Source organism: Dehalococcoides sp. UCH007 (assembly GCF_001010485.1).
GTDB classification, from domain to species: domain Bacteria; phylum Chloroflexota; class Dehalococcoidia; order Dehalococcoidales; family Dehalococcoidaceae; genus Dehalococcoides; species Dehalococcoides mccartyi_A.
This window is the reverse complement of sequence record NZ_AP014722.1, coordinates 291,787-312,134: the sequence shown is the minus strand read 5'-3', so window position 1 is coordinate 312,134 and position 20,348 is coordinate 291,787. Positions and strand designations below refer to the sequence as shown.

The following is a 20,348-nucleotide window of genomic DNA, read 5'->3' as shown; positions in this document are numbered from 1 at the left end:
CTTGCCTCCTGGTAAATACTAAAGCCCCATGCGGGCGGCTTCTTCTTCGACAACCGAATCTTCCAGTTTCTTAAAAAGCGGCTCCGGCGGTATCATTTCCTGCCCGGCTACCGGCATTTTAAGCACCCAGCCGTCTTTTTCTATTTCAGAGCCGAAACCCAGGTAAGTACTGAGCCTGCTTGAGCTTTCCGGCAAAAACGGGTAAAAAGCCACCCGAAGCCCGGAAAGAGCCGCCATGGCCACGTATAAACTGCGGGCAGCGGCAGCTTTGTCCACCTTTATTTCTTTCCAGGGGGCTTTTTCATCCAGATAGCGGTTTGCCTCCTGGGCCAGTGACATAGCCAGTTTAATAGCCTCACGGAAATTACAGCCGTGCAAGGCTTTGTCTGTTTCAGACAGCATGGCGCTGGTTTTCTCAATGAGGTTCAGGGAACGTTCGTCCAGCTCACCGTATTCGGGTACTTTGTTGTCAAAGTTACGGCAGACCATCGTCAAAACCCGCTGGGCCAGATTGCCGTAAGTGGCTACCAATTCGTCATTATTGCGGCGGACAAATTCCCTCCAGGAGAAATCCATATCAGAGCTTTCAGGCATATTGGCCGAAAGCAGGTAACGCAGGGTATCCACACTGTAGCGTGAAAGAACATCATCCACCCAGATAGCCTTATTGCGGCTCTTGGAAAACTTCTGGGCTTCTATAGTGAGATATTCATTTGAAGGTACATCATACGGCAAATTAAGTCCGCCTTTACCCATCAGCATAGCCGGCCAGATAATGGTATGGAACGGAATATTGTCTTTGCCTATAAAATAATAGCTTTTAGTATCTCCGCCCCAGTATTTCTGCCACTCACCCGGCTGGCCTTTAGCCACCGCCCACTCTATACTGGCAGACAGATAGCCTATTACCGCTTCAAACCAGACATACAGCCGTTTGCCCTCATAACCCGGAAGCGGCAGCGGCACACCCCAGTCCAAATCACGGGTAATAGCCCGGTCTTTGAGGCCTTCTTTTAAATAACGCAGAGTAAAATTTAATACATTGGTCCGCCAGTGGGTTTTGTTCTCCACCCAGCGGAGCAGTTCTTCTTCAAATGCCGAAAGTTTCAGGAAAAAGTGCTCGGTTTCCTTAAACTCGGGGGGATTGCCGCAGTTTTTGCAGCGAAAATTCAATAATTCAGCCGCATTTAAGGGTTTGCCGCAGTTGTCACACTGGTCCCCGCGGGCACCTTCATATTTGCAGTGGGGGCAAGTCCCCTCCACATAGCGGTCAGGTAAAAAACGGTTGCAGCGGGGGCAAAACGGCTGGCAAACCGTATCTTTATAAATATAACCCTTTTCATACAGGCTGAGGAACATCTCCTGAGCGGTGCGGGCATGGTTAGCGGTTGCAGTTGAGGTATAGCAATCCCAGCTTATGCCCAGCTTCGGCCACGAAGCCATAAACAGCCGGTGATAACGCTCTGCCACTTCGGCAGCAGTAATACCCTCCTGCTCCGCCCTTATGGTAATAGGAGTGCCATGCATATCCGAACCGGATACCATAAGCACTTCATCCCCGCGGGTGCGGTGGTAACGGGCAAAAATATCTGCCGGCAGATAAGCGCCGGCAACATGCCCCAGATGCAACTGGCTGTTGGCGTAAGGCCAAGCCACACCTATAAATATTCGTTCGCTCATTTATATCCTCAGGGCAGAAAGGTTAGAATTCTCTCGCCTTTTTCTTCTTTGTAGCTGGCATACCCTTTCTTCAGGGCGCATTCCACACAGTAATGAACGGTAGTACCTTTGTCTACTTCTTTACCGTCTTCTTCGTCTACAGCCAAATAACGCTCAGGATAGGGAATATTATTGTTGCAGCCAGTGCAAACCACATCTCCCAGTGAAATACATCCTCTCCTCATGAAACACCTCGCAAATTTTACCTATTATAAGGTTTTGTTAATTTTAAGCCAAGCCCGGTAGATTTCTTTTTTGGGCAGACCGCTTTTTTGGCTTACCAGAGCCACCGCTTCTTTAGCCGGTTTGCCCTGTTTTTTGAGTATGCTAAGTTCCTTTATTATATCATCCGTCAGCTCCGGCTGAGATACGGGCGGTTTACAACCCTCCACCACCAGCACAAATTCACCCCTCGGCTGGTCAAAATGACTGATAGCCTGGCTGATACTGCCCCTGAATATTTCTTCATATATTTTGGTAAGCTCACGGCAGAGGGCTATCTCACGGTCTCCCAGTATTTCTTTTATGTCAAGCAAGCAACCACGCAAACGGTGGGGCGCTTCCAGTATAACAATACTTACACCAAGTGATGCCGCTTCCGAAAGGGCTTTCCGGCGTTCAGTTTTCTGGCGGGGCAGAAACCCCAAATAGCTGAAATTGGCGGAGTCCAGCCCGGATACCGCTACCGCTGTTATCACGGCTGAAGCCCCCGGCACAGGCACAACCTTTATACCGTTTTCATGGGCGGCTTTGATAAGTTCGTAGCCGGGGTCTGAAATACCGGGCATACCGGCATCTGAAACCAAAGCCACATCCCCCTCCCTCAGCACCTCCAGAATATAATCCAGCTTTGACAGGCGGTTATGCTCAAAGTAACTGGTCAGGGGGGTCTTTATATTATGGGCGGAAAGCAGTTTACGGGTATGGCGGGTATCCTCCGCCGCAATCAGCTTTACCTCTGAAAGCACACGCAGTGCCCGGAGAGTTATATCCTCCAGATTGCCGATAGGGGTCGCCACCACATATAAAGCCATAACCTTATTATTGTAGCAGAATAAGCCTAAAGGCTAAACTGGCAGCTGAAAACCCGCCGGAAAATACTGCCCCTTAAATCTGCCCTGACTTCTCTCTACTTTTTAACCTCCTTCAGGGTTATAATAGAAACAAACATCTTGCCTTGACTTGGCTTTGCCGGCTCTGATATAGTTCATGTTTAATAGTAAGGAGAGCTGAGATGACAGTACCAGAATTTAAAACCCTCAGGCGTACCTACGGCTTTGACGAGGTAGCCATTGTCCCCGGCGGGTTAACAGTTAACCCCGAACAGGTAGAAGTTGATTTTAAAATCGGCAATATTAACTTCGCCATTCCTTTTATCGCCTCGGCCATGGACGCCGTAACCAATGTGGATACCGCGGTTGCCATGAGCAAAATGGGTGGTTTATCTGTTTTGCATCTGGAGGGTATTTATACCCGTTATGAAAACCCCCAGGAAATTCTTGACCAGATTATATCTAAACCCATTGACGAAGTAACTGCCTTCATGCAGAAGATTTATACTGCCGAACCTATTAAAGAACACCTGATTACCAAGCGGGTAAGCGAAATAAAAGCCAAAGGCGGCGTCTGTGCCGTCTCCCTGATGCCTGCTAATGCCAAAAAACTGGCTCCCGTAGCAGTTGAAGCCGGAGCGGATATTATATCTGTTGCTTCCACTGTCACTTCAGCCCGCCATGTCTCCAAGAGCAGCCACGGGCTTATCTTTGAAGAATTTGTAAAGATGATTAAAGTCCCGGTACTGGTTGGCAACTGCGTCAGCTATCAGGCTTGCCTTGAGCTTATGCGTACCGGTGTTCACGGAGTAATAATCGGGGTTGGTCCGGGTGCTGCCTGCACCTCACGCGAGGTTTTAGGTATCGGCGTTCCCCAGATAACCGCCAGTATGGACTGCGCCGCTGCTCGTGAAACATATTATAAAGAAACCGGCCGTTATGTGCCTATTATTACCGACGGCGGCTTTAAAAAGGGCGGCGATGTCTGCAAGGCTATCTGTGCCGGTGCTGATGCCGTCATGCTGGGGTCACCGTTTGCCAAGGCTGCCGAAGCTCCCGGACGGGGTTATCACTGGGGTATGTCTCATCCCCACCCCTCCCTGCCCAGAGGTACCCGCATCAAAGTGGGCACTACCGGCAGTCTGGAGCAAATACTGTTTGGCCCCACTTCCGTTACTGACGGTACTCAAAACCTGGTTGGTGCGCTTAAAACATCCATGGGTGTCTGCGGCGCTTCCAACATACGCGAAATGCAGCAGGTTGAAATGGTTATTGCACCGGCTATTACCACCGAGGGTAAAAGCTACCAGCTCTCCAAGTGCCAATAAAGTATTTTGTATAAAATATAAAACAAAAAGCCGGTTTAAACCGGCTTTTTTATTGGCTGAAATTCACAGCCCTAAAACAGAGGCCTTTAATTAATCATCTTCATCTGGTTCTTCGGGCTCTTCAGGGGCAACTGATTCGGACGTAGGCATTTTCAGAGATGGCACAATGGCACTCATATGCCCGCGTTTGCGTTTAGCCGCCCATTCCGCCCCGTCTATCAGCGTACGCAGTTCTTTCAAACCTGCGTTTCCGCTTACCAATACCCCGTCTATACCCAAAGCCCAGAGTGACTGGAGCTCCGAAAGCGTGATATTTGAACTTACCCTTACCAGAAATGGTTTTGACAATATATCCACAAAACGCTGGTAGAGCATAATCTTCCGCCAGCTAAGAGCGGCTGTATCTGCCTGCTCACCCACGATAACCGCCCCTACAGACAGACAGTCCGCCGCCCTTATCATAAAATCAGTCAGGTTGTTTTCAAGCATAATTATTTTGCCGGTCTTTTCAAGAGCCGTCAGGGGTGATACCTCAGCATCCGGGCTGAAAACTACAAAATCCGCACCGGCCTTGGCCATTTTTTCGGCATCAGCTGCTTTATCACCCAGCGCTACACCCCAGATTGTATCGCCCAGCATATCTGCAGTCTCTTTCAGTTTCTTGGCACTAGCTTTGCCGGCGGAAACAATCACTACGTCCGCCCCGCCAAATGTTTCTTTATCCGTCAGGTCTTCTATACCCAGTTCCGCCGCGAGCAGCATTTTAGGCTGGGGAACAGAGGCAACCGCGTTAAAACCCATAGGGCGTACATAGCCCTTGGATACATTTTTAAGCTTGTCGATAAATTTGCTCATTATCGCTTCGTACCTCGTCATAAATAAATGGAGCCAGCGAGAGGATTCGAACCTCCGACCGGCGGTTTACGAAACCGCTGCTCTACCTCTGAGCCACGCTGGCGCAGGCAATAGTATAGCATAACGGATATTTCCGTCACTACCGACAGCAGTTCCGCAGAATTCTTTAAACCCAGATACTAAACACTGATAAGAAGTTTACCGTCAGCCTGGCTGGTAAGCAACCGCCGTAGTTCATGCTTATGCTGGGCAGGTCCGGAAAGAACCTTGCCATTATAATCAAAAGTAGAGTGGTTTACACTGCAGCAGCGGAGTCTGGATTCACCCTCCACGGGGTCAATTTTGCGTCCGCCATGGGGACAGGCATTTTCATAAGCATAAAGATTGTTATCCTGCCCGCGCACTACCAGCACCGGTTTGGCAAGCCCCTTGCCCGCCATATAACCAGCCCCGCCCTTTTCAGATAGTGCCGGAGCTTTTGCCAAATCAAGGGTAATCTGGCTATCCATCAAACTCCAAACATCATCAGCTAACGGTGCGGTATCACATTTACCCATTATAGCTTTGAAAATATTCACCAAATCCTCCCTGTTTTCACTTTAAAAATTCCTCGTTTGATTACAAAAGTATAGCACAAAGACAGTACCATATTAACAGACAGATGCTGTAATAATATGCAATTATGTTTGCCCCAAAGGAGCATAAATAGTAGAATATAGCCGAATAGGACAGGGCGGAAGAGCCCTCAGGGGAGATTAGATATGGAAACCGGTACTTTTAAAGTAAAATCTGGCCTGGCCCAAATGCTAAAAGGCGGGGTGATTATGGATGTAACCACCCCCGAACAGGCTAAAATAGCGGAAGAAGCAGGCGCCTGCGCCGTTATGGCTTTAGAGCGCGTACCTTCGGATATAAGGGCGGCCGGCGGCGTTGCCCGCATGGCAGACCCCACTATTATCGAGCAGATTATGAAAGTAGTCAGCATACCTGTTATGGCCAAATGCCGTATTGGTCATTTCGTAGAAGCCCAGATACTGGAATCCATGGGGGTTGACTACATTGATGAGTCCGAGGTACTTACCCCGGCTGATGAAAATTTCCACGTCTGGAAACATGATTTTAAAGTCCCCTTCGTTTGCGGCTGCCGTGATTTGGGCGAGGCCTTAAGGCGGATTGGCGAAGGCGCAGCTATGATACGCACCAAGGGTGAGGCCGGCACCGGCAACATTGTGGAAGCAGTGCGCCACATGCGTTCCGTTATGGGCTCTGTCAGGCGTGTACAATCCATGTCTGCTGACGAACTTTCCGCCTATGCTAAAGAGATAAATGCACCCCTGGAACTGGTGATTGAACTTCACAAAACAGGTAAACTGCCGGTAGTAAACTTTGCCGCCGGCGGAGTAGCTACCCCGGCTGATGCAGCCCTTATGATGCAGCTGGGGGCGGACGGGGTATTTGTAGGTTCGGGTATATTCAAATCATCAAACCCCGCAGCTATGGCCAAAGCCGTAGTAAAGGCAGTAACCCACTATAAAGATGCCAAAGTACTGGCCGAAATATCCAAAGGGCTGGGTGATGCCATGCCTGGTCTGGATATAAAACAGATAGAACCCGACAAGCTGATTTCCCAAAGGGGCTGGTAAAAAGTGCATAGAATAGAAGTCTCCCTGAAACCGGAGTGGCCAGATCCCAGAGGTAACGGTGTTTGCCGTGATATACAAGACCTTGGTATTACCTCAGTTGCCGAAGTACGGGTAATAGACGTTTTCTGGCTGGAGGGACAGCTTTCAGACAGTGAAGTCATGACCATTTCTGAGGAGCTTCTTTCAGATAAAATAATCCAGACCTTTAAATATGACGCTGACTGCCCGCAGGCGGAAGCTGACGGCTTTTCGGCTATAGAAGTTACCTATAACGCCGGGGTAACCGACCCGGTTCAGGAAACTATACTCAAAGCCATTTCTGATTTGGGTATAAAGGGCGTAACTGCCGCCAGAACAGCTAAACGCTACCTGCTTAAGGGGGAGATTTCGGCTGATGAACTGAAAACCATCGGCAATAAACTGCTTATAAATCCCATCGTCCAGCACGTGGTTAAGAGCGGTTCAAACCCCTTCCCCCCTAACCCGCAGTATACTTTTAAACTGAGGAAAATTGACCTGCTGGCCGAAAAGCTGAAAGACAACATGGCCTCGCTGGGCAAGGAGTTCAGCCTGAGCCATCAAGAACTTTCGGCTATTTATGAACATTACCTGAAATTGGGGCGGGCACCCACTGATGCCGAACTGGAAACCCTGGCCCAGACATGGAGCGAGCACTGCTGCCATAAAACCTTTAAAGCCACCCTGGATTATGACGGCCAGATTATAAATAACCTGCTGAAGCAGACTATAGCCAAAGCCACCGCTGAGCTTAATAAACCCTGGTGCTTATCTGTTTTTGTAGATAACTCCGGCGTGATAGAGTTTGATGACAACTGGGGAGTCTGCTTTAAGGCTGAAACCCATAATCACCCGTCAGCGGTTGAGCCATACGGCGGTGCTGCCACCGGCATTGGCGGGGTAATCCGTGACATACTGGGCACGGGACTTGCCGCCAAACCCATTGCCAACACAGATGTATTCTGTTTCGGCCAGCCTGATCTACCCGAAAATAAACTCCCCCCGGGAGTACTACATCCCCGCCGCGTTTTCAAAGGAGTGCGCTCCGGCGTGGCAGATTACGGCAACCGTATGGGCATACCCACGGTTAACGGGGCTGTCATTTTTGATGAACGCTATACCGCAAACCCGCTGGTTTACTGCGGTACTATAGGCCTTATACCCAAAAAATATGCCCTGCCGGGCAAGCAGTCTGCAGGTGATTTGGTGGTGCTGATTGGCGGGCGTACCGGGCGTGACGGCATACACGGTGTGACCTTTGCCTCCGGAGAACTGAATGACCGCTCTACCGAGCTGTCTTTTACCGCCGTCCAGATAGGCAACCCCATTGTGGAAAAGCGCATGCTGGATACCCTGCTTACCGCCCGTGACCGTGAGCTATTTGTACGCATTACAGACTGCGGCGGCGGGGGTTTAAGCTCTGCCATAGGTGAAATGGCCGAATCTACTGGGGTAAAAGTTTATCTGGATAAAGTACCCTTGAAGTACTCCGGCCTGACTTACTCTGAAATATGGATATCCGAAAGCCAGGAACGGATGCTGCTGGCAGTTAAAAAAGAAAAACTGGGTGAGATTATGTCACTCTTTGAAAGCGAAGGGGTAGAAGCATCGGTCATAGGCGAATTCAGCAGTGACCGCCGCCTCAAGCTTTTTTACGAAGACAATCCGGTGGCTGATTTGCAGATGGACTTCCTGCATCACGGGCGGCCGCAACTGGAGTTAAGTGCCACCCGCCATAAACACCACCACCCCGAAGCTAATTTTGACTGCCCGAAAGATATTGAAACCGAGCTTAAAAATATACTTTCCCATTGGAATGTGTGCAGCCGGGAGTGGATAATCCGCCAGTATGACCATGAAGTTCAGGGCGGAAGTGTCCTTAAGGCCATGGCTGGGGCTGAAAATGACGGGCCGGGTGATGCCGCCGTTATCCGCCCGGTGCTTGGCTCAAAGAAAGCGGTAGTGATATCAAACGGCATTAACCCCAGCTATGCTGACGTAGATGCCTATAATATGGCCGCATCCGCTATAGACGAAGCCCTAAGGCAGATTATTGCGGTAGGCGGCAACCTTGATAGGGTAGCCCTGCTGGATAACTTCAGCTGGGGCAACGCCAGCCGTCCTGAAAGCCTGGGGGATTTGGTGCGCGCCTGTCAGGCCTGCCATGACCTTTCCCTGGTCTTTGAAACCCCCTTTATTTCGGGCAAAGACAGCCTGAATAACGAATTCCGTTATGAAGATAAACTGATTACCATTCCCCACACTCTGCTTATTTCCGCCATAGGGGTAATGGAAGACGGTGATAAGGCCGTCAGTATGGATTTTAAAAAATCCGGAAACCTTATTTATATTGTGGGGAAAACCGCCGAAGAACTGGGCGGCTCCCATTACTTCAAAAACCATGGATTCATAGGTAACCGTGCTCCTGCTGTAAATGCAAAACGAGCCAAAGAAAATATGCAGGCCCTTTCTTCCGCTACCGCCAAAGGGCTGGTAGCTGCCTGCCATGACCTATCCGAAGGCGGGCTGGGAATTGCGGCGGCTGAAATGGCCTTTAGCGGCAAACTGGGTGCAAACATACGTCTGGCAGATGTACCTCTTTCTGAAAAGATAGCGCGGGAAGATTATATACTCTTTTCAGAGTCTAACAGCCGTTTTCTGGCAGAAGTATCCCCCGAACATAAGGCCGAATTTGAAAAGCTGATGCAGGCGAGTGACTTCGGGCTGATTGGAGAGGTTACTGCTGAAAACCGGTTGTACATAACCGGGTGTAACGGCACTGATATTCTTTTGAACACTCCGGTTAGCGAACTGAAAGAGGCCTGGCAAAGGCCAATGCGCTGGTAGGTAGAAATGAGTAAAGTAAAAACCCTGATACTCCGCACACCCGGTACTAACTGCGATACTGAAACATCTTATGCCTTTGAGCTGGCCGGTTCCGAGACAGAGATGGTACATATAAACGAACTTCTGGCAAAGCCTTCTCGCTTAGCCGAATTTCAGATAATGGCTTTTCCCGGCGGCTTCGGTTATGGTGATGACCTAGGGGCGGGACGGGTACTGGCTAATGAAGTGCGCCTGAAACTGGGTGAAAAAATAAACCGTTTTCACGAAAGCGGCGGGCTTATTATAGGTATCTGCAACGGCTTTCAGGCACTGGTCAAGACCGGTATACTGCCGGGCCCCATGAAAGACGGGCAGAAAATAACCCTGACAGACAACAACTCAGGCCGTTTTGAGTGCCGCTGGACATACCTTTCGGTAAATCCTTTTTCCACCTGCGTGTTCACCCAGGGTATAGACCGCCTGTATCTGCCGGTAGCCCACGGCGAAGGCAAACTGCTGGGAAACCCTGAAGTAATAAACAAGCTGAATTCGGTGGTTTACTATACCGACAAAGCCGGCAAACGCAACGCCCCCTACCCGGCTAATCCAGCCGGCACCCTGATGGATATTGCCGGCATAGCAGACGAAAGCGGGCGGATATTTGCCCTCATGCCCCATCCTGAGCGTTTTGTCCGGGGCAGCCAGCACCCGCGCTGGCCGGCGGAAGGTTTGAAAAAAGAAGGCGACGGGCTGAAAATATTTACCAATGCCGTAAAGTGGGTACGCCAAGTCTAAAGCCGCAAAATATAGCCGTTTTATTTATTTTTTGTAATAAATACATTACATCAGGCACAGCTTTTAAATGCCTGATTAGCGAAAGCGGTGTTGCTGGCTAATTAGGCTTGTGTTATACTTCTGTGTTATCATCATGTAAATATAGCTATTAAATGGTTTTTTAACTAACTAGGAGGGGATAGAGCTTGCCAACTACAAACATCAAAGAGCTTCTGGAAGCCGGGGCGCATTTTGGTCACCAGACCAGCCGCTGGCATCCGCGGATGAAGAAATATATCTTCACCAAACGCAACGGTATTCACATTATTGACCTTGAAAAGACCGTAGTCATGCTGGACAAAGCCTGCAATTACATTAATCAGGTTGTCAGTGAAGGCGGTAAGGTTCTTTTTGTCGGTACCAAAAAACAGGCCCAGGAAATTTTGGCTGAAGAAGCCAAGAGATGCGGCATGTATTTTATCAATCAGCGCTGGACAGGTGGTATTTTAACCAATTTCCACTCCATTCAGTCACGGATTGATTATCTGGTACGGCTGGAAGACCAGCAGGCCAGGGGTGATTTTAACCGTCTGCCCAAGAAAGAAGCTCAGAAACTGGCTGAGGAAATTGCCCGTCTGAACCGCACTATGGGCGGCTTCAAAGAGATGACCCGCCTGCCGGATGTAATCTTTGTGGTAGACCCCACTAAAGAAAAGATTGCTATGGCCGAAGCCAAACGGATGGGTGTCCCGCTGGTGGCTATGGTTGATACCAACTGCAATCCTGACGAAGTTGACTATCCTATTCCTTCTAACGATGACGCTATGCGAGCTATCAAACTCATCTGCTCCAAAATGGCTGATTCCGTTATCGAAGCCCAGAACGCCCTGAAGGTGACCGAAGTTGAAACCACCGGCGAAGCTCAGGCTGAAACTGCCGGTTAAATAATAAACACTGGAGTTAATAAATTGGCTATCAATGCTGAACAGATAAAGGAACTCCGCGAGAAATGCGGCGCAGGCGTTATGGAATGCCGCAACGCTCTGATGGATTCAAATGGCAATGTTGAAAAAGCCCAGGAGATTCTCCGGGAGAAAGGCCTGGTAAAAGCCGCCAAGAAGGCTGAACGTGAAACTGTCCAGGGTATTGTGGAATCATATATCCACACCCAGGGACGGATTGGTGCGCTGGTTGAGCTTAACTGCGAAACTGACTTTGTTGCCCGCACTGATGCCTTTAAGGAACTGGCCCACAATCTGGCCATGCAGGTTGCGGCCATGTGTCCGCTTTACCTGTCTGAAGAAGACCGCCCGGCTGACTGTGAAGTTGAAGCCGAAAACGCCTGCCTGCTGCTTCAGCCTTACATCAAAGACCCCTCCAAAACCATCAACGGTCTCATTATTGAAACTGTTGCCAAGGTTGGAGAGAATATCCGCCTGAAGCGGTTTGCCCGATTTGAGCTTGGAGGCTAGTACCGGTATTTTTTATGGCTGAAATAAAATATAAACGTATCCTGTTAAAACTCAGTGGAGAGGCTTTCAAAGGAGCCACGGGATACGGTATTGATATCCCTACCGTAAGAAGCATTGCCCAGGAGATTAAGCATATCTGTCTTATGGGTGTTGAAGTGGCTATTGTGGTAGGGGGAGGCAATATTTGGCGGGGGGCAACCGCTGCCAAAGAAGGCATTGACCGGGTTTCAGCCGATTATGCTGGTATGCTGGCCACTATTATAAACGCCCTTACCCTGCAGGACGCCTTGGAACGTGAGGGTATCGTAACCCGCACCCAATCTGCCTTGGCTGTCCAGCAGGTAGCCGAGCCGTATATCCGAAGGCGGGCTATACGGCATCTGGAAAAAGGGCGGGTAGTTATCTTTGCCGGAGGCACCGGCAACCCCTATATGACCACCGACACCGCCGCCGCTTTACGTGCCATAGAAATAGAAGCCAGTGTGCTTCTTATGGCTAAAAATAAGGTGGACGGCGTTTATACCGCTGACCCTAAAAAACACCCCGAAGCTACCTTGTTCCAGCACCTTACTCATATGGAAGCTATAAACAAGCGCCTCCAGGTTATGGATGCAACGGCCCTTTCACTTTGTCTGGATAATAAATTGCCGATTATTGTGTTTGACCTTCAGTCCTCCGAAAGCCTGGTTAGCGCCATTTCCGGTCAGCCGATAGGTACATTAATATCCAGCGAGGCTTAGTATGATAAACGAAATTTTACAAAAATCTGAAAAAAAGATGGCTGCTTCACTTGATGTGCTCTCGCAGGAACTCTCCGGCATACGCACCGGGCGTTCGTCACCGGCTCTGGTTGAGCATATCAGAGTAGAGTACGCAGGCGTACCCACCCCTATCAATCATCTGGCCGGCATCTCTGCCCCTGACCCCCGTTATATTACTATCCAGCCATGGGACAAGAGCTGCCTTTCAGCTATTGAAAAAGCTATTATGAAATCTGATTTGGGCCTTATGCCCAACAACGACGGCAATATTATCCGCCTGAATATTCCTCCCCTGTCTGAAGAACGCCGCCAGGAAATGATTAAAATGGTTAATAAGCGGCTGGAAGAAGACAAAATAGCTATGAGAAACGTCCGCCGTGATGCTATGGATGAAATGAAGAAACTGGAAAAAGCCAAGGAAATCTCTCAGGATGACCTGAAACGCGGCTCTGACCAGCTTCAGAAGATTACGGACAGCTTTATTGCCAAAGCCGACAAGCTGGGTGCTGATAAAGAAACTGAATTAAAGCAAGTTTAGCCTTTCATTCCCCGGCAAACTCAAGGATAGTCCGGCAACCCCCTGTTGCGGTAGAGGTTTTTATCTTGGACACAACAGTTACAATAAATAATACCCCTCCAAACCACATCGCAATAATAATGGACGGAAACGGCCGCTGGGCAGAACGCCGCGGCCTTAGCCGCATAGACGGACATAAAGCCGGTCTTGAAAATGCCAGACTGGTTATCCGCCACTTGAACTCACTGGGGATCAAATATGTCACCCTATACAGCTTTTCCACCGAGAACTGGAAACGCCCCGATGCTGAAATAAAAGGACTTTTCGGGCTGGTAAATGACGTTATGTCATCTTATATTCCGGAGCTGGTGGAAAATAATGTCCGCTTACGGCATCTGGGGCATCTGGATAAACTGCCCGCAATACTCAGGCATAAACTGGAGGGTGTGCTCTCAGCCACCAGCCAAAATACCGGCCTGACACTCTGTCTGGCATTTGACTACGGCGGGCGTGATGAAATCATTCAGGCGGTAAAAGGTCTGGTTAAAGACGGAATAGCTGTTGATAAAATAACCAAAGATGTATTTGCCCGCTACCTGTACACCGCAGACATTCCGGAAGCTGATTTAGTTATCCGCACCGGCGGCGAAATACGGCTTTCCAATTTTCTCATTTGGCAATCTGCCTACAGCGAGCTGTATTTTTCAGAAGTAATGTGGCCGGATTTCGGCGAAAAAGAAATTGATAAAGCTATCTCTGCCTTTAATCAGCGACAGAGACGTTTCGGTGGTTTGTAAATCATGCTTAAAAAACGAGTTTTAAGCGGCTGCCTGCTGGCCATTATTGCCTTAGCAGTTATCTGGATTGACCAGCCTATAGCCTGGCTTACGCTGGCTATGGCAGTGGTAGTGGCCCTGGCTTTAAATGAATTTTACAATGCCGTTACCGTATACCTTAAGTCCCAGCCATTCAAGGCGCTGGGTATCTTCTGGGGTATGCTTATCGTAATCAGCCCTCACCTGCAGATAGAAGGCATTTTGCCATTTCTGCTGGGCTCTTTCAGCCTGACCTCACTCATATACCTGCTGACACTTAAAGACCGCACAGACGCCTTTCCCCGCTGGGCTTGGACACTATCCGGGGTAATCTATATCGGTCTGCTCTCCAGTTTCTGGGTAGCTCTGCGCGAACTGCCTATGGGACGTGAATGGGTGCTCTGGACGCTGATACTCACTTCCGCCACTGATACCATGGCCTTTTTCATTGGCAGCCGTTTCGGCAAGCAAAAAATGGCACCTTCCATTAGCCCCAACAAAAGCTGGCAAGGGGCTATAGGCGGGGCGGTGTTCAGCATTATAGTAGCTCCGATCTTTGCTGACTTGCTGGGACTACCTATAAGTATGTTTATATCCATGCTGATAGGTCTTTTGGTCAGCGTAGCCGGACAAACCGGTGATATTGCTGAATCCCTGTTTAAGCGCAATATGCACTGCAAGGATTCCGGGAATCTGATACCCGGACACGGCGGAATAATGGACCGCCTGGACAGCCTGCTTTTTACCGGTATAGTGGTATACTACTACGTAATATGGTTCATTCAATAAAGAAAATCGTCATACTGGGGTCTACCGGTTCTATCGGCCGCCAGACTCTGGAAGTTATCCGCTCGTTGCCAGACCGATTTAAGGTGCTGGGGCTGGCCGGCGGCTCAAACATAAACCTGCTGAAAGAACAGGCGAGCGAATTCCGCCCTGAATACATCTACTGCCAAAACTGCCATGATACTAATGCCTGTACCGCCCGTTTTATCCCCATGGAGGAAATGGCCTCCCTGCCTGAAGCAGACGTAATAGTAGTGGCCGCACCCGGCAGTACCGGTTTACAGCCGGTGCTTGCCGCCGCCAGAGCCGGCAAGGTAATAGCTTTGGCCAACAAGGAATCCCTCGTTTCCGCCGGAGAGATAGTAACCGCCACCGCACGGGAAAACAAAGCTAAAATACTGCCGGTAGACAGTGAACACAGCGCTATCTGGCAGTGTTTATCAGGCGAGGTCACGCCCCCCGCCCGGATTATCCTGACCGCCTCAGGCGGGCCTTTCCGTTCCTTAACTAAAGACGAAATAGATAAAGTCACCCCCGAACAGGCACTCAGGCATCCCTCGTGGAAAATGGGGGTTAAGGTTACCATAGACTCAGCCAGCCTAATGAACAAAGGACTGGAGATAATAGAAGCCCGCTGGCTGTTCGATATGCCAGTACGGAATATTCAGGTGGTTATCCACCCGCAGAGCATTATCCACTCTATGGTGGAGTTTGCAGACGGAAGCCTTAAAGCCCAGCTGTCACGGCCGGATATGCGTTTCCCCATTCAGTATGCTCTAACCTACCCGGAAAGAATGACCAATCACACCCTACCCCGCCTTAACTGGGCAGAAGTGGGCAAGCTGGACTTTGAAATGCCAGACATGACCAGATTCCCCTGCTTAGGTTTGGCTATATCCGCCGGAGAAGAGGGGAAAACGTATCCGGCAGCACTGTGCGCCGCAGACGAAGTGGCTGTTGAGATGTTCCTGAAGGGACAAATAAGCTTCGGGCAGATACCCGAACTGATAGCCAAAGTACTGGATGCCCATCAGGCTGTTGCCAGCCCGTCTCTGGATGATATTCTGGCCGCAGATGCCTGGGCACGCCGCAAAGTAACCGAACTGGCAGGTAAATTATAAATGCTGTTAACCATTGTTTCTTTTCTGATTATATTTTCCATAGTAGTTATCTCCCATGAGCTTGGCCATTTCTTTTCCGCCAAAGCTATAGGGGTAAAGGTGGAGGAATTCGGCTTTGGCTATCCGCCTAAAGTATTCGGCCGCAAATTCGGGCAAACTGAGTACAGCCTTAACTGGCTGCCGCTGGGCGGTTTTGTAAAAGTAGAGGATAACCCCGTAAATAATAAAGGCCTTTCCTCAAAAAGTGCCGGTAAGCGTCTGCTCTTTTTCAGTGCCGGAGCTTTGGTAAACGCTGTTTTACCCATTGTCCTGTTTGCCTTTGCCCTGATGGTGCCGCATGACGTGCTGGTGGGTAGGGTAAACGTGGAAGAAGTAGTGCCGGATTCACCTGCCGCTTTAGCCGGGCTGGTAGCGGGTGATACTATTTTGAGTGTAAACGGCACTGAAATAAGAAACACCTCCGAATTTTCCCGTATTTCCCAGCTGAATCTGGGGCAAACCATAGAAATAACCATACTCCATGCTGACCAGACCCAAAGTACTGTCAGTTTGTCTCCCCGCTGGCAGCCGCCGGCCGGTGAAGGCCCGGTGGGTATTTCACTGCAAACTCTGGACTACCAGATAATAAGCGAAAGCGAGTCTGTTCTGGATTCCATTCCCCTGTCTATACAGCAAAATTTTGAAACCCTGGTGCTTTTTAAAAACTCCATACTGGGCCTTATCATGGGCAGTGTACCCTTTGACGTGGTGGGGCCGGTGGGTCTTGCCCAGATGACTGGGGATGTGGCACGTGCCGGGATTGGCCCTCTGCTGGAGTTTACAGCGTTTCTCAGCCTGAATCTGGCTATTATCAATTTGCTGCCCCTGCCCGCCCTTGACGGCGGACGGATATTGTTTGTATTTATTGAGTGGATACGGGGCGGCAGACGCATCTCTCCCAGAGTGGAAAACCTTATCCATATGACCGGGTTTTTCCTGCTGATAGGGCTTATGCTGGCGGTAACCTTTCAGGATATTATACGCATTATCCAAGGCTAGTTTCTGATATACTCTCTATGAAGAGGCTTTTAAAATATGATTATGCGGCGTAAAAGTACTGAAATACGGCTGGGTAATGTGACTATAGGGGGGAATGCCCCGGTATCAGTCCAGTCCATGACCAAAACAGATACCCGCAATATCCCGGCTACAATTTCCCAGATAAAAGAGCTGGAAGAATGCGGCTGTGAAATAATCCGGCTGGCTATACCGGATATGGAAGCCGCCACTGCCCTGAAATCTATCCGCAAAGAAGTCAGAATACCTATTGTGGCGGATATTCATTTTGATTATCGCCTGGCACTGGCAGCACTCTCAGCCGGGGCAGACGGCCTCAGGCTTAATCCCGGCAATATCGGTGACCCGGAACGGGTTAAAGCGGTGGTCAGGGCGGCAAAAGAACGGGAAATCCCAATCCGTATCGGGGTAAACGCCGGCAGCCTGCCCAAAGACCTGCCCCCAGAGCTCACCACTGCCCAAAAGATGGTCAAAGCCGCCATGGGTCACATAAAGATACTGGAAGCCCTGGATTTCAGCCTGATTAAGGTTTCACTGAAGGCTTTTGACGTGCCTACCACTGTTGAAGCCTACCGCCAGATAGCCCCTCTTATACCATACCCGCTTCACGTGGGCATTACCGAAACAGGCACCCCCAAAACCGGTCTGGTGCGGAGTGCGGTGGGCATAGGCAACCTGCTTTATATGGGCATCGGGGATACTATCCGTGTTTCCCTGACCTCCCCACCCCAGGAAGAAGTATTTGCCGCTTATGAAATACTGAAAAGCCTGAACCTAAGGCAGCGCGGCCCGGTGCTGGTCAGCTGCCCCACCTGCTCCCGGACCGAAGTGGATATTGTGGGTATTGCCGCCAGGGTACAGGAAGCCTTGAACAAAGTAGACAAACCTATACGGGTGGCCGTAATGGGCTGTGCCGTAAACGGCCCCGGCGAAGCCAAAGAGGCTGATTTGGGCATAGCCTGCGGCAAAGGACAGGGGCTGCTATTCCGCAAGGGTGAAAAGATAGCCTCCTTTCCCGAAGATGAACTGGTAAATGCCCTGCTGCGGGAAATAGCTTCTCTGTAGTTTATACGCCCCCGCTTTCAGGCTTCTTTGGCAGATGATTTTAGGGTATAATCCTTCTTGGCAAGCCGTTATTTACAAGGAGCTTTTAATATGCGTTATTCCAGGTTATTTGGCAAGACCCAGCGTGAAATCCCGTCAGATGCCGAAACTATAAGCCACCAGCTGCTGCTGCGTTCGGGTATGATAGCCCAGCTGACCGCCGGAGTGTATTCGTTTATGCCTCTGGCCTGGCGGTCTATACAGAAAATTGAAAACATTATCCGGCAGGAAATGAATAAATCAGGCTGTCAGGAACTGGCCATGCCGGTACTTCAGCCAGTGGAAATATGGCAGCAAAGCGGACGCGAAGCCCCCTTCGGGCAGACCCTTTTCCATTTGAAAGACCGCAAAGACCGTAATCTGGTGCTTGGCCCTACCCACGAGGAGGTCATAACCGACCTTGCCAGCCGCTATATCCAGAGTTACCGTGACCTGCCCCAGCGGCTTTACCAGATACAGACCAAATTCCGTGATGAGCCACGCCCCCGCGGCGGATTGATACGGGTACGCGAATTTATTATGAAAGATATGTATAGTTTTGATGCCAGCCCCGAAGGGTTGGACGAAAGCTACCAGACCATGAAACAGGCCTATGAAAGCGTATACCGCCGCTGTGGTCTGGAATCTATGGTAATAGATGCAGACAGCGGAGCTATAGGCGGAAAGGCCTCACACGAATTTATGATTGTGGCCGAAAGCGGCGAAGACAGTATCATCTACTGCCCGAAGTGCAATTATGCCGCCAATGCCGAAAAAGCAGTGTTCAAAAAGAAAACCCTGCCCAAAGAACCCCCGAAAGACTTAGAAGAAGTAGCCACCCCCGGCCAGAAGACTATTTCAGAGGTAGCCGCTTTTCTTTCGCTCAAACCGGAAAATACCCTCAAAGCAGTCTTTTACATGGCAGACGGAAAGTTTGTGATGGCGGTTATACGGGGAGATTTGGATATAAACGAAATAAAGCTGAAAAATCTGCTGAAGTGCAATGATTTGCGTCTTGCGGAAGACAGCGAAGTAAAAGCCGCCGGGATAGCAGCCGGATTTGCATCACCCGTGGGGCTGAAAAATAGCCTGATAGTGGCTGATGACTCTGCTGAAAACGGCTCTAACTTTGTAGCCGGGGCTAACAAAGACGGCTTTCACCTGAAAAACGTCAACTTCGGGCGGGATTTCAAGGCAGATAAAATGGCGGATATTGCCCTGGCGGCCGAAGGTGCTGCCTGCCCCTTCTGTGACGGCACTTTTGCCTCCAAACGGGGGGTGGAAGTGGGGCATATTTTTAAACTGGGAACATTCCTTTCAGAACGTTTCGGGGCAAACTTCACAGATGCCGAGGGCATCAGCCACCCGATAATAATGGGGTGCTACGGCATGGGGGTAGGACGATTGCTGGCCGCCGCCATAGAGCAAAACCATGACGAAAAAGGCATTATCTGGCCGATGCCTATTGCCCCGTATCAGGTATATATCTGCGGGCTTTTCCTGGATAAACCGGCAGTCAGCCAGGCGGCTGAAAAGATGTATGCCGAACTGGAAGCCCAAGGGGTGGAAGTACTGTTTGATGACCGCGAACTTACAGCCGGGGTCAAATTTAACGATGCAGACCTCTTAGGTATCCCTCTGAGGCTGACTATAAGCCCCCGCAATCTGGATAAAGGCGGGGTGGAACTCAAGCTCCGCCGGAACAAAGAATCCGAGCTGGTTCCGCTGGATAATGTAGTGGAGAAGGTAATCGCCACCATCAAATCCGAGAGCAACCTATAGCCGGCTTTTACCATCAGGAATTTGGGCAAAAGATAAAAATTTAAGGGGCTTAAAAGCCCCTTTTTTTATTTCTCTTTTTTCTTGTCTTTAAGTGCATCCAGATATCTCTGGTGAGACTCCCAGTAAGTCTTAATGGCTGACTCCCGGTCCTCCCAGCCTTCTACGCCCGTTTTCTTTGATTCCAGCTCTTTATAGATATTAAAGAAATGGAATATTTCCTTCAGCAGATGGGGCGGGACATCCGAAAGGTCACGGATAAAGTTAAAGTGCGGGTCTCCGATAGGCACGCAGAGCAGCTTTGCGTCAGGGCCTTTTTCATCATACATTTTAAAAAGACCTACCGGCTTGGTTTCTATCATGCAGCCGGGGAAAGTAGGTTCCCAAACTAAAACCAAGGCATCAAGGGGATCACCGTCTTCGGCCAAAGTATCTACGATAAAACCGTAATCACTGGGATAATGAACAGCCGAGAAAAGCATGCGGTCAAACTTGATTATCTTGCGTTCTTTATCATATTCATATTTATTTCGGCTACCCTTGGGTATTTCTATCATAACCGTCAGGGTAATATCCGGGGTACTTGCCAGTTTCAATCTTTTCAGTTTAGGGCATTTTGACTCGCCACAACCCACTATCGTCTTAAAGTCAGAGTTTATGGCTTCAACTTCTTTTTTAATTTTCTTTGAACTATCGCTTAACATTTTTCCTCCGTACTTATAATACCTTATTCAGGCTTAAAA

At 49.7% G+C, this 20,348-nt stretch carries 20 protein-coding genes and 1 tRNA gene; 14 read left to right on the top strand and 7 right to left on the bottom strand.

The annotated features are described in order from the left end of the window. Nucleotides 1-18: 18 nt before the first annotated feature. The 3 genes from metG to rsmI are packed head-to-tail and all read right to left on the bottom strand — an operon-like array spanning nucleotide 19 to nucleotide 2,753. Nucleotides 19-1,680, bottom strand: a complete 1,662-nt coding sequence (gene metG / locus UCH007_RS01630; protein WP_046960892.1) for a methionine--tRNA ligase — start codon at nucleotides 1,678-1,680, stop codon at nucleotides 19-21. Nucleotides 1,681-1,688: 8 nt separating this feature from the next. Continuing rightward, nucleotides 1,689-1,904 carry a hypothetical protein gene (locus tag UCH007_RS01625; RefSeq protein WP_010936165.1) on the bottom strand — a complete coding sequence of 72 codons (216 nt, stop codon included), beginning with the start codon at nucleotides 1,902-1,904 and terminating at the stop codon, nucleotides 1,689-1,691. Between the two features lie 24 nt (nucleotides 1,905-1,928). Next, nucleotides 1,929-2,753 carry a 16S rRNA (cytidine(1402)-2'-O)-methyltransferase gene (rsmI, locus tag UCH007_RS01620; protein WP_046960891.1) on the bottom strand — a complete coding sequence of 275 codons (825 nt, stop codon included), beginning with the start codon at nucleotides 2,751-2,753 and terminating at the stop codon, nucleotides 1,929-1,931. Between the two features lie 200 nt (nucleotides 2,754-2,953). On the opposite strand from rsmI, the gene UCH007_RS01615 reads away from it, so the two are divergent. Then, entirely contained in the window at nucleotides 2,954-4,099 is a 1,146-nt protein-coding gene (locus tag UCH007_RS01615) for a GuaB3 family IMP dehydrogenase-related protein (protein WP_023651937.1), read from the top strand. 90 nt (nucleotides 4,100-4,189) lie between these two features. Here UCH007_RS01615 and UCH007_RS01610 read toward each other — a convergent pair whose 3' ends face one another. The 3 genes from UCH007_RS01610 to UCH007_RS01600 all read right to left on the bottom strand — a co-directional run bounded on the left by UCH007_RS01610 (nucleotide 4,190) and on the right by UCH007_RS01600 (nucleotide 5,532). Beyond that, on the bottom strand, nucleotides 4,190-4,954 hold the full coding sequence (locus tag UCH007_RS01610; RefSeq protein WP_046960890.1) for a hypothetical protein: 765 nt from the start codon (nucleotides 4,952-4,954) through the stop codon (nucleotides 4,190-4,192). Nucleotides 4,955-4,982: 28 nt separating this feature from the next. Then, nucleotides 4,983-5,057, bottom strand: a tRNA-Thr gene (locus UCH007_RS01605). A gap of 76 nt (nucleotides 5,058-5,133) precedes the next feature. After that, on the bottom strand, nucleotides 5,134-5,532 hold the full coding sequence (locus tag UCH007_RS01600) for a Rieske (2Fe-2S) protein (RefSeq protein WP_023651935.1): 399 nt from the start codon (nucleotides 5,530-5,532) through the stop codon (nucleotides 5,134-5,136). 183 nt (nucleotides 5,533-5,715) lie between these two features. Between UCH007_RS01600 and pdxS the strand changes: the two genes are divergently transcribed. The 13 genes from pdxS (at nucleotide 5,716) to UCH007_RS01535 (ending at nucleotide 19,608) form a co-directional block, all read left to right on the top strand. Further along, nucleotides 5,716-6,597, top strand: coding sequence for a pyridoxal 5'-phosphate synthase lyase subunit PdxS (gene pdxS / locus UCH007_RS01595; RefSeq protein ID WP_012881658.1), 882 nt, complete (start codon nucleotides 5,716-5,718; stop codon nucleotides 6,595-6,597). A 3-nt stretch (nucleotides 6,598-6,600) separates the two neighbouring features. Next, nucleotides 6,601-9,462: a phosphoribosylformylglycinamidine synthase subunit PurL gene (gene purL / locus UCH007_RS01590; protein WP_046960889.1), complete on the top strand. Its 2,862-nt coding sequence runs from the start codon at nucleotides 6,601-6,603 to the stop codon at nucleotides 9,460-9,462. Between the two features lie 6 nt (nucleotides 9,463-9,468). Beyond that, nucleotides 9,469-10,236 carry a phosphoribosylformylglycinamidine synthase I gene (gene purQ, locus UCH007_RS01585; RefSeq protein ID WP_046960888.1) on the top strand — a complete coding sequence of 256 codons (768 nt, stop codon included), beginning with the start codon at nucleotides 9,469-9,471 and terminating at the stop codon, nucleotides 10,234-10,236. Between the two features lie 185 nt (nucleotides 10,237-10,421). Beyond that, nucleotides 10,422-11,159, top strand: a complete 738-nt coding sequence (gene rpsB / locus UCH007_RS01580) for a 30S ribosomal protein S2 (RefSeq protein WP_010936156.1) — start codon at nucleotides 10,422-10,424, stop codon at nucleotides 11,157-11,159. Between the two features lie 24 nt (nucleotides 11,160-11,183). Next, nucleotides 11,184-11,687 (top strand): translation elongation factor Ts, encoded by a 504-nt coding sequence (gene tsf, locus UCH007_RS01575; protein WP_046960887.1) that lies wholly within the window; start codon nucleotides 11,184-11,186, stop codon nucleotides 11,685-11,687. A gap of 14 nt (nucleotides 11,688-11,701) precedes the next feature. Next, on the top strand, nucleotides 11,702-12,427 hold the full coding sequence (pyrH, locus tag UCH007_RS01570; protein ID WP_012881653.1) for a UMP kinase: 726 nt from the start codon (nucleotides 11,702-11,704) through the stop codon (nucleotides 12,425-12,427). 1 nt (nucleotide 12,428) lies between these two features. Beyond that, on the top strand, nucleotides 12,429-12,986 hold the full coding sequence (gene frr / locus UCH007_RS01565) for a ribosome recycling factor (protein ID WP_023651931.1): 558 nt from the start codon (nucleotides 12,429-12,431) through the stop codon (nucleotides 12,984-12,986). Between the two features lie 65 nt (nucleotides 12,987-13,051). Then, nucleotides 13,052-13,762 carry an isoprenyl transferase gene (locus tag UCH007_RS01560; RefSeq protein ID WP_046960886.1) on the top strand — a complete coding sequence of 237 codons (711 nt, stop codon included), beginning with the start codon at nucleotides 13,052-13,054 and terminating at the stop codon, nucleotides 13,760-13,762. A gap of 3 nt (nucleotides 13,763-13,765) precedes the next feature. Further along, nucleotides 13,766-14,569: a phosphatidate cytidylyltransferase gene (locus UCH007_RS01555; RefSeq protein WP_012881650.1), complete on the top strand. Its 804-nt coding sequence runs from the start codon at nucleotides 13,766-13,768 to the stop codon at nucleotides 14,567-14,569. Continuing rightward, a complete protein-coding gene (locus tag UCH007_RS01550) occupies nucleotides 14,554-15,687 on the top strand; it encodes a 1-deoxy-D-xylulose-5-phosphate reductoisomerase (protein ID WP_046960885.1) in 1,134 nt (377 codons plus the stop codon). The genes UCH007_RS01555 and UCH007_RS01550 overlap by 16 nt, the downstream gene beginning before the upstream one ends. Then, nucleotides 15,688-16,725 carry a M50 family metallopeptidase gene (locus tag UCH007_RS01545; protein WP_046960884.1) on the top strand — a complete coding sequence of 346 codons (1,038 nt, stop codon included), beginning with the start codon at nucleotides 15,688-15,690 and terminating at the stop codon, nucleotides 16,723-16,725. A 36-nt stretch (nucleotides 16,726-16,761) separates the two neighbouring features. Continuing rightward, complete coding sequence (ispG, locus tag UCH007_RS01540) at nucleotides 16,762-17,808, top strand: flavodoxin-dependent (E)-4-hydroxy-3-methylbut-2-enyl-diphosphate synthase (RefSeq protein WP_046960883.1); 1,047 nt, start codon at nucleotides 16,762-16,764, stop codon at nucleotides 17,806-17,808. Nucleotides 17,809-17,898: 90 nt separating this feature from the next. Further along, the gene (locus UCH007_RS01535) at nucleotides 17,899-19,608 is read left to right on the top strand and encodes a proline--tRNA ligase (RefSeq protein WP_041330609.1); all 1,710 of its coding nucleotides are present in this window, start codon (nucleotides 17,899-17,901) and stop codon (nucleotides 19,606-19,608) included. Between the two features lie 65 nt (nucleotides 19,609-19,673). Here UCH007_RS01535 and UCH007_RS01530 read toward each other — a convergent pair whose 3' ends face one another. Next, nucleotides 19,674-20,309, bottom strand: coding sequence for an inorganic diphosphatase (locus UCH007_RS01530; protein ID WP_012881645.1), 636 nt, complete (start codon nucleotides 20,307-20,309; stop codon nucleotides 19,674-19,676). Nucleotides 20,310-20,348 lie beyond the last annotated feature (39 nt).

What these genes read in the sequence shown, in the direction of transcription:
- metG (WP_046960892.1), bottom strand. Translation starts at nt 1,680, where the DNA reads ATGAGCGAACGAATATTTATAGGTGTGGCTTGGCCTTACGCCAACAGC.
- UCH007_RS01625 (WP_010936165.1), bottom strand. Translation starts at nt 1,904, where the DNA reads ATGAGGAGAGGATGTATTTCACTGGGAGATGTGGTTTGCACTGGCTGC.
- rsmI (WP_046960891.1), bottom strand. Translation starts at nt 2,753, where the DNA reads ATGGCTTTATATGTGGTGGCGACCCCTATCGGCAATCTGGAGGATATA.
- UCH007_RS01615 (WP_023651937.1), top strand. Translation starts at nt 2,954, where the DNA reads ATGACAGTACCAGAATTTAAAACCCTCAGGCGTACCTACGGCTTTGAC.
- UCH007_RS01610 (WP_046960890.1), bottom strand. Translation starts at nt 4,954, where the DNA reads ATGAGCAAATTTATCGACAAGCTTAAAAATGTATCCAAGGGCTATGTA.
- pdxS (WP_012881658.1), top strand. Translation starts at nt 5,716, where the DNA reads ATGGAAACCGGTACTTTTAAAGTAAAATCTGGCCTGGCCCAAATGCTA.
- purQ (WP_046960888.1), top strand. Translation starts at nt 9,469, where the DNA reads ATGAGTAAAGTAAAAACCCTGATACTCCGCACACCCGGTACTAACTGC.
- pyrH (WP_012881653.1), top strand. Translation starts at nt 11,702, where the DNA reads ATGGCTGAAATAAAATATAAACGTATCCTGTTAAAACTCAGTGGAGAG.
- frr (WP_023651931.1), top strand. Translation starts at nt 12,429, where the DNA reads ATGATAAACGAAATTTTACAAAAATCTGAAAAAAAGATGGCTGCTTCA.
- UCH007_RS01555 (WP_012881650.1), top strand. Translation starts at nt 13,766, where the DNA reads ATGCTTAAAAAACGAGTTTTAAGCGGCTGCCTGCTGGCCATTATTGCC.
- UCH007_RS01550 (WP_046960885.1), top strand. Translation starts at nt 14,554, where the DNA reads ATGGTTCATTCAATAAAGAAAATCGTCATACTGGGGTCTACCGGTTCT.
- UCH007_RS01545 (WP_046960884.1), top strand. Translation starts at nt 15,688, where the DNA reads ATGCTGTTAACCATTGTTTCTTTTCTGATTATATTTTCCATAGTAGTT.
- ispG (WP_046960883.1), top strand. Translation starts at nt 16,762, where the DNA reads ATGATTATGCGGCGTAAAAGTACTGAAATACGGCTGGGTAATGTGACT.
- UCH007_RS01535 (WP_041330609.1), top strand. Translation starts at nt 17,899, where the DNA reads ATGCGTTATTCCAGGTTATTTGGCAAGACCCAGCGTGAAATCCCGTCA.
- UCH007_RS01530 (WP_012881645.1), bottom strand. Translation starts at nt 20,309, where the DNA reads ATGTTAAGCGATAGTTCAAAGAAAATTAAAAAAGAAGTTGAAGCCATA.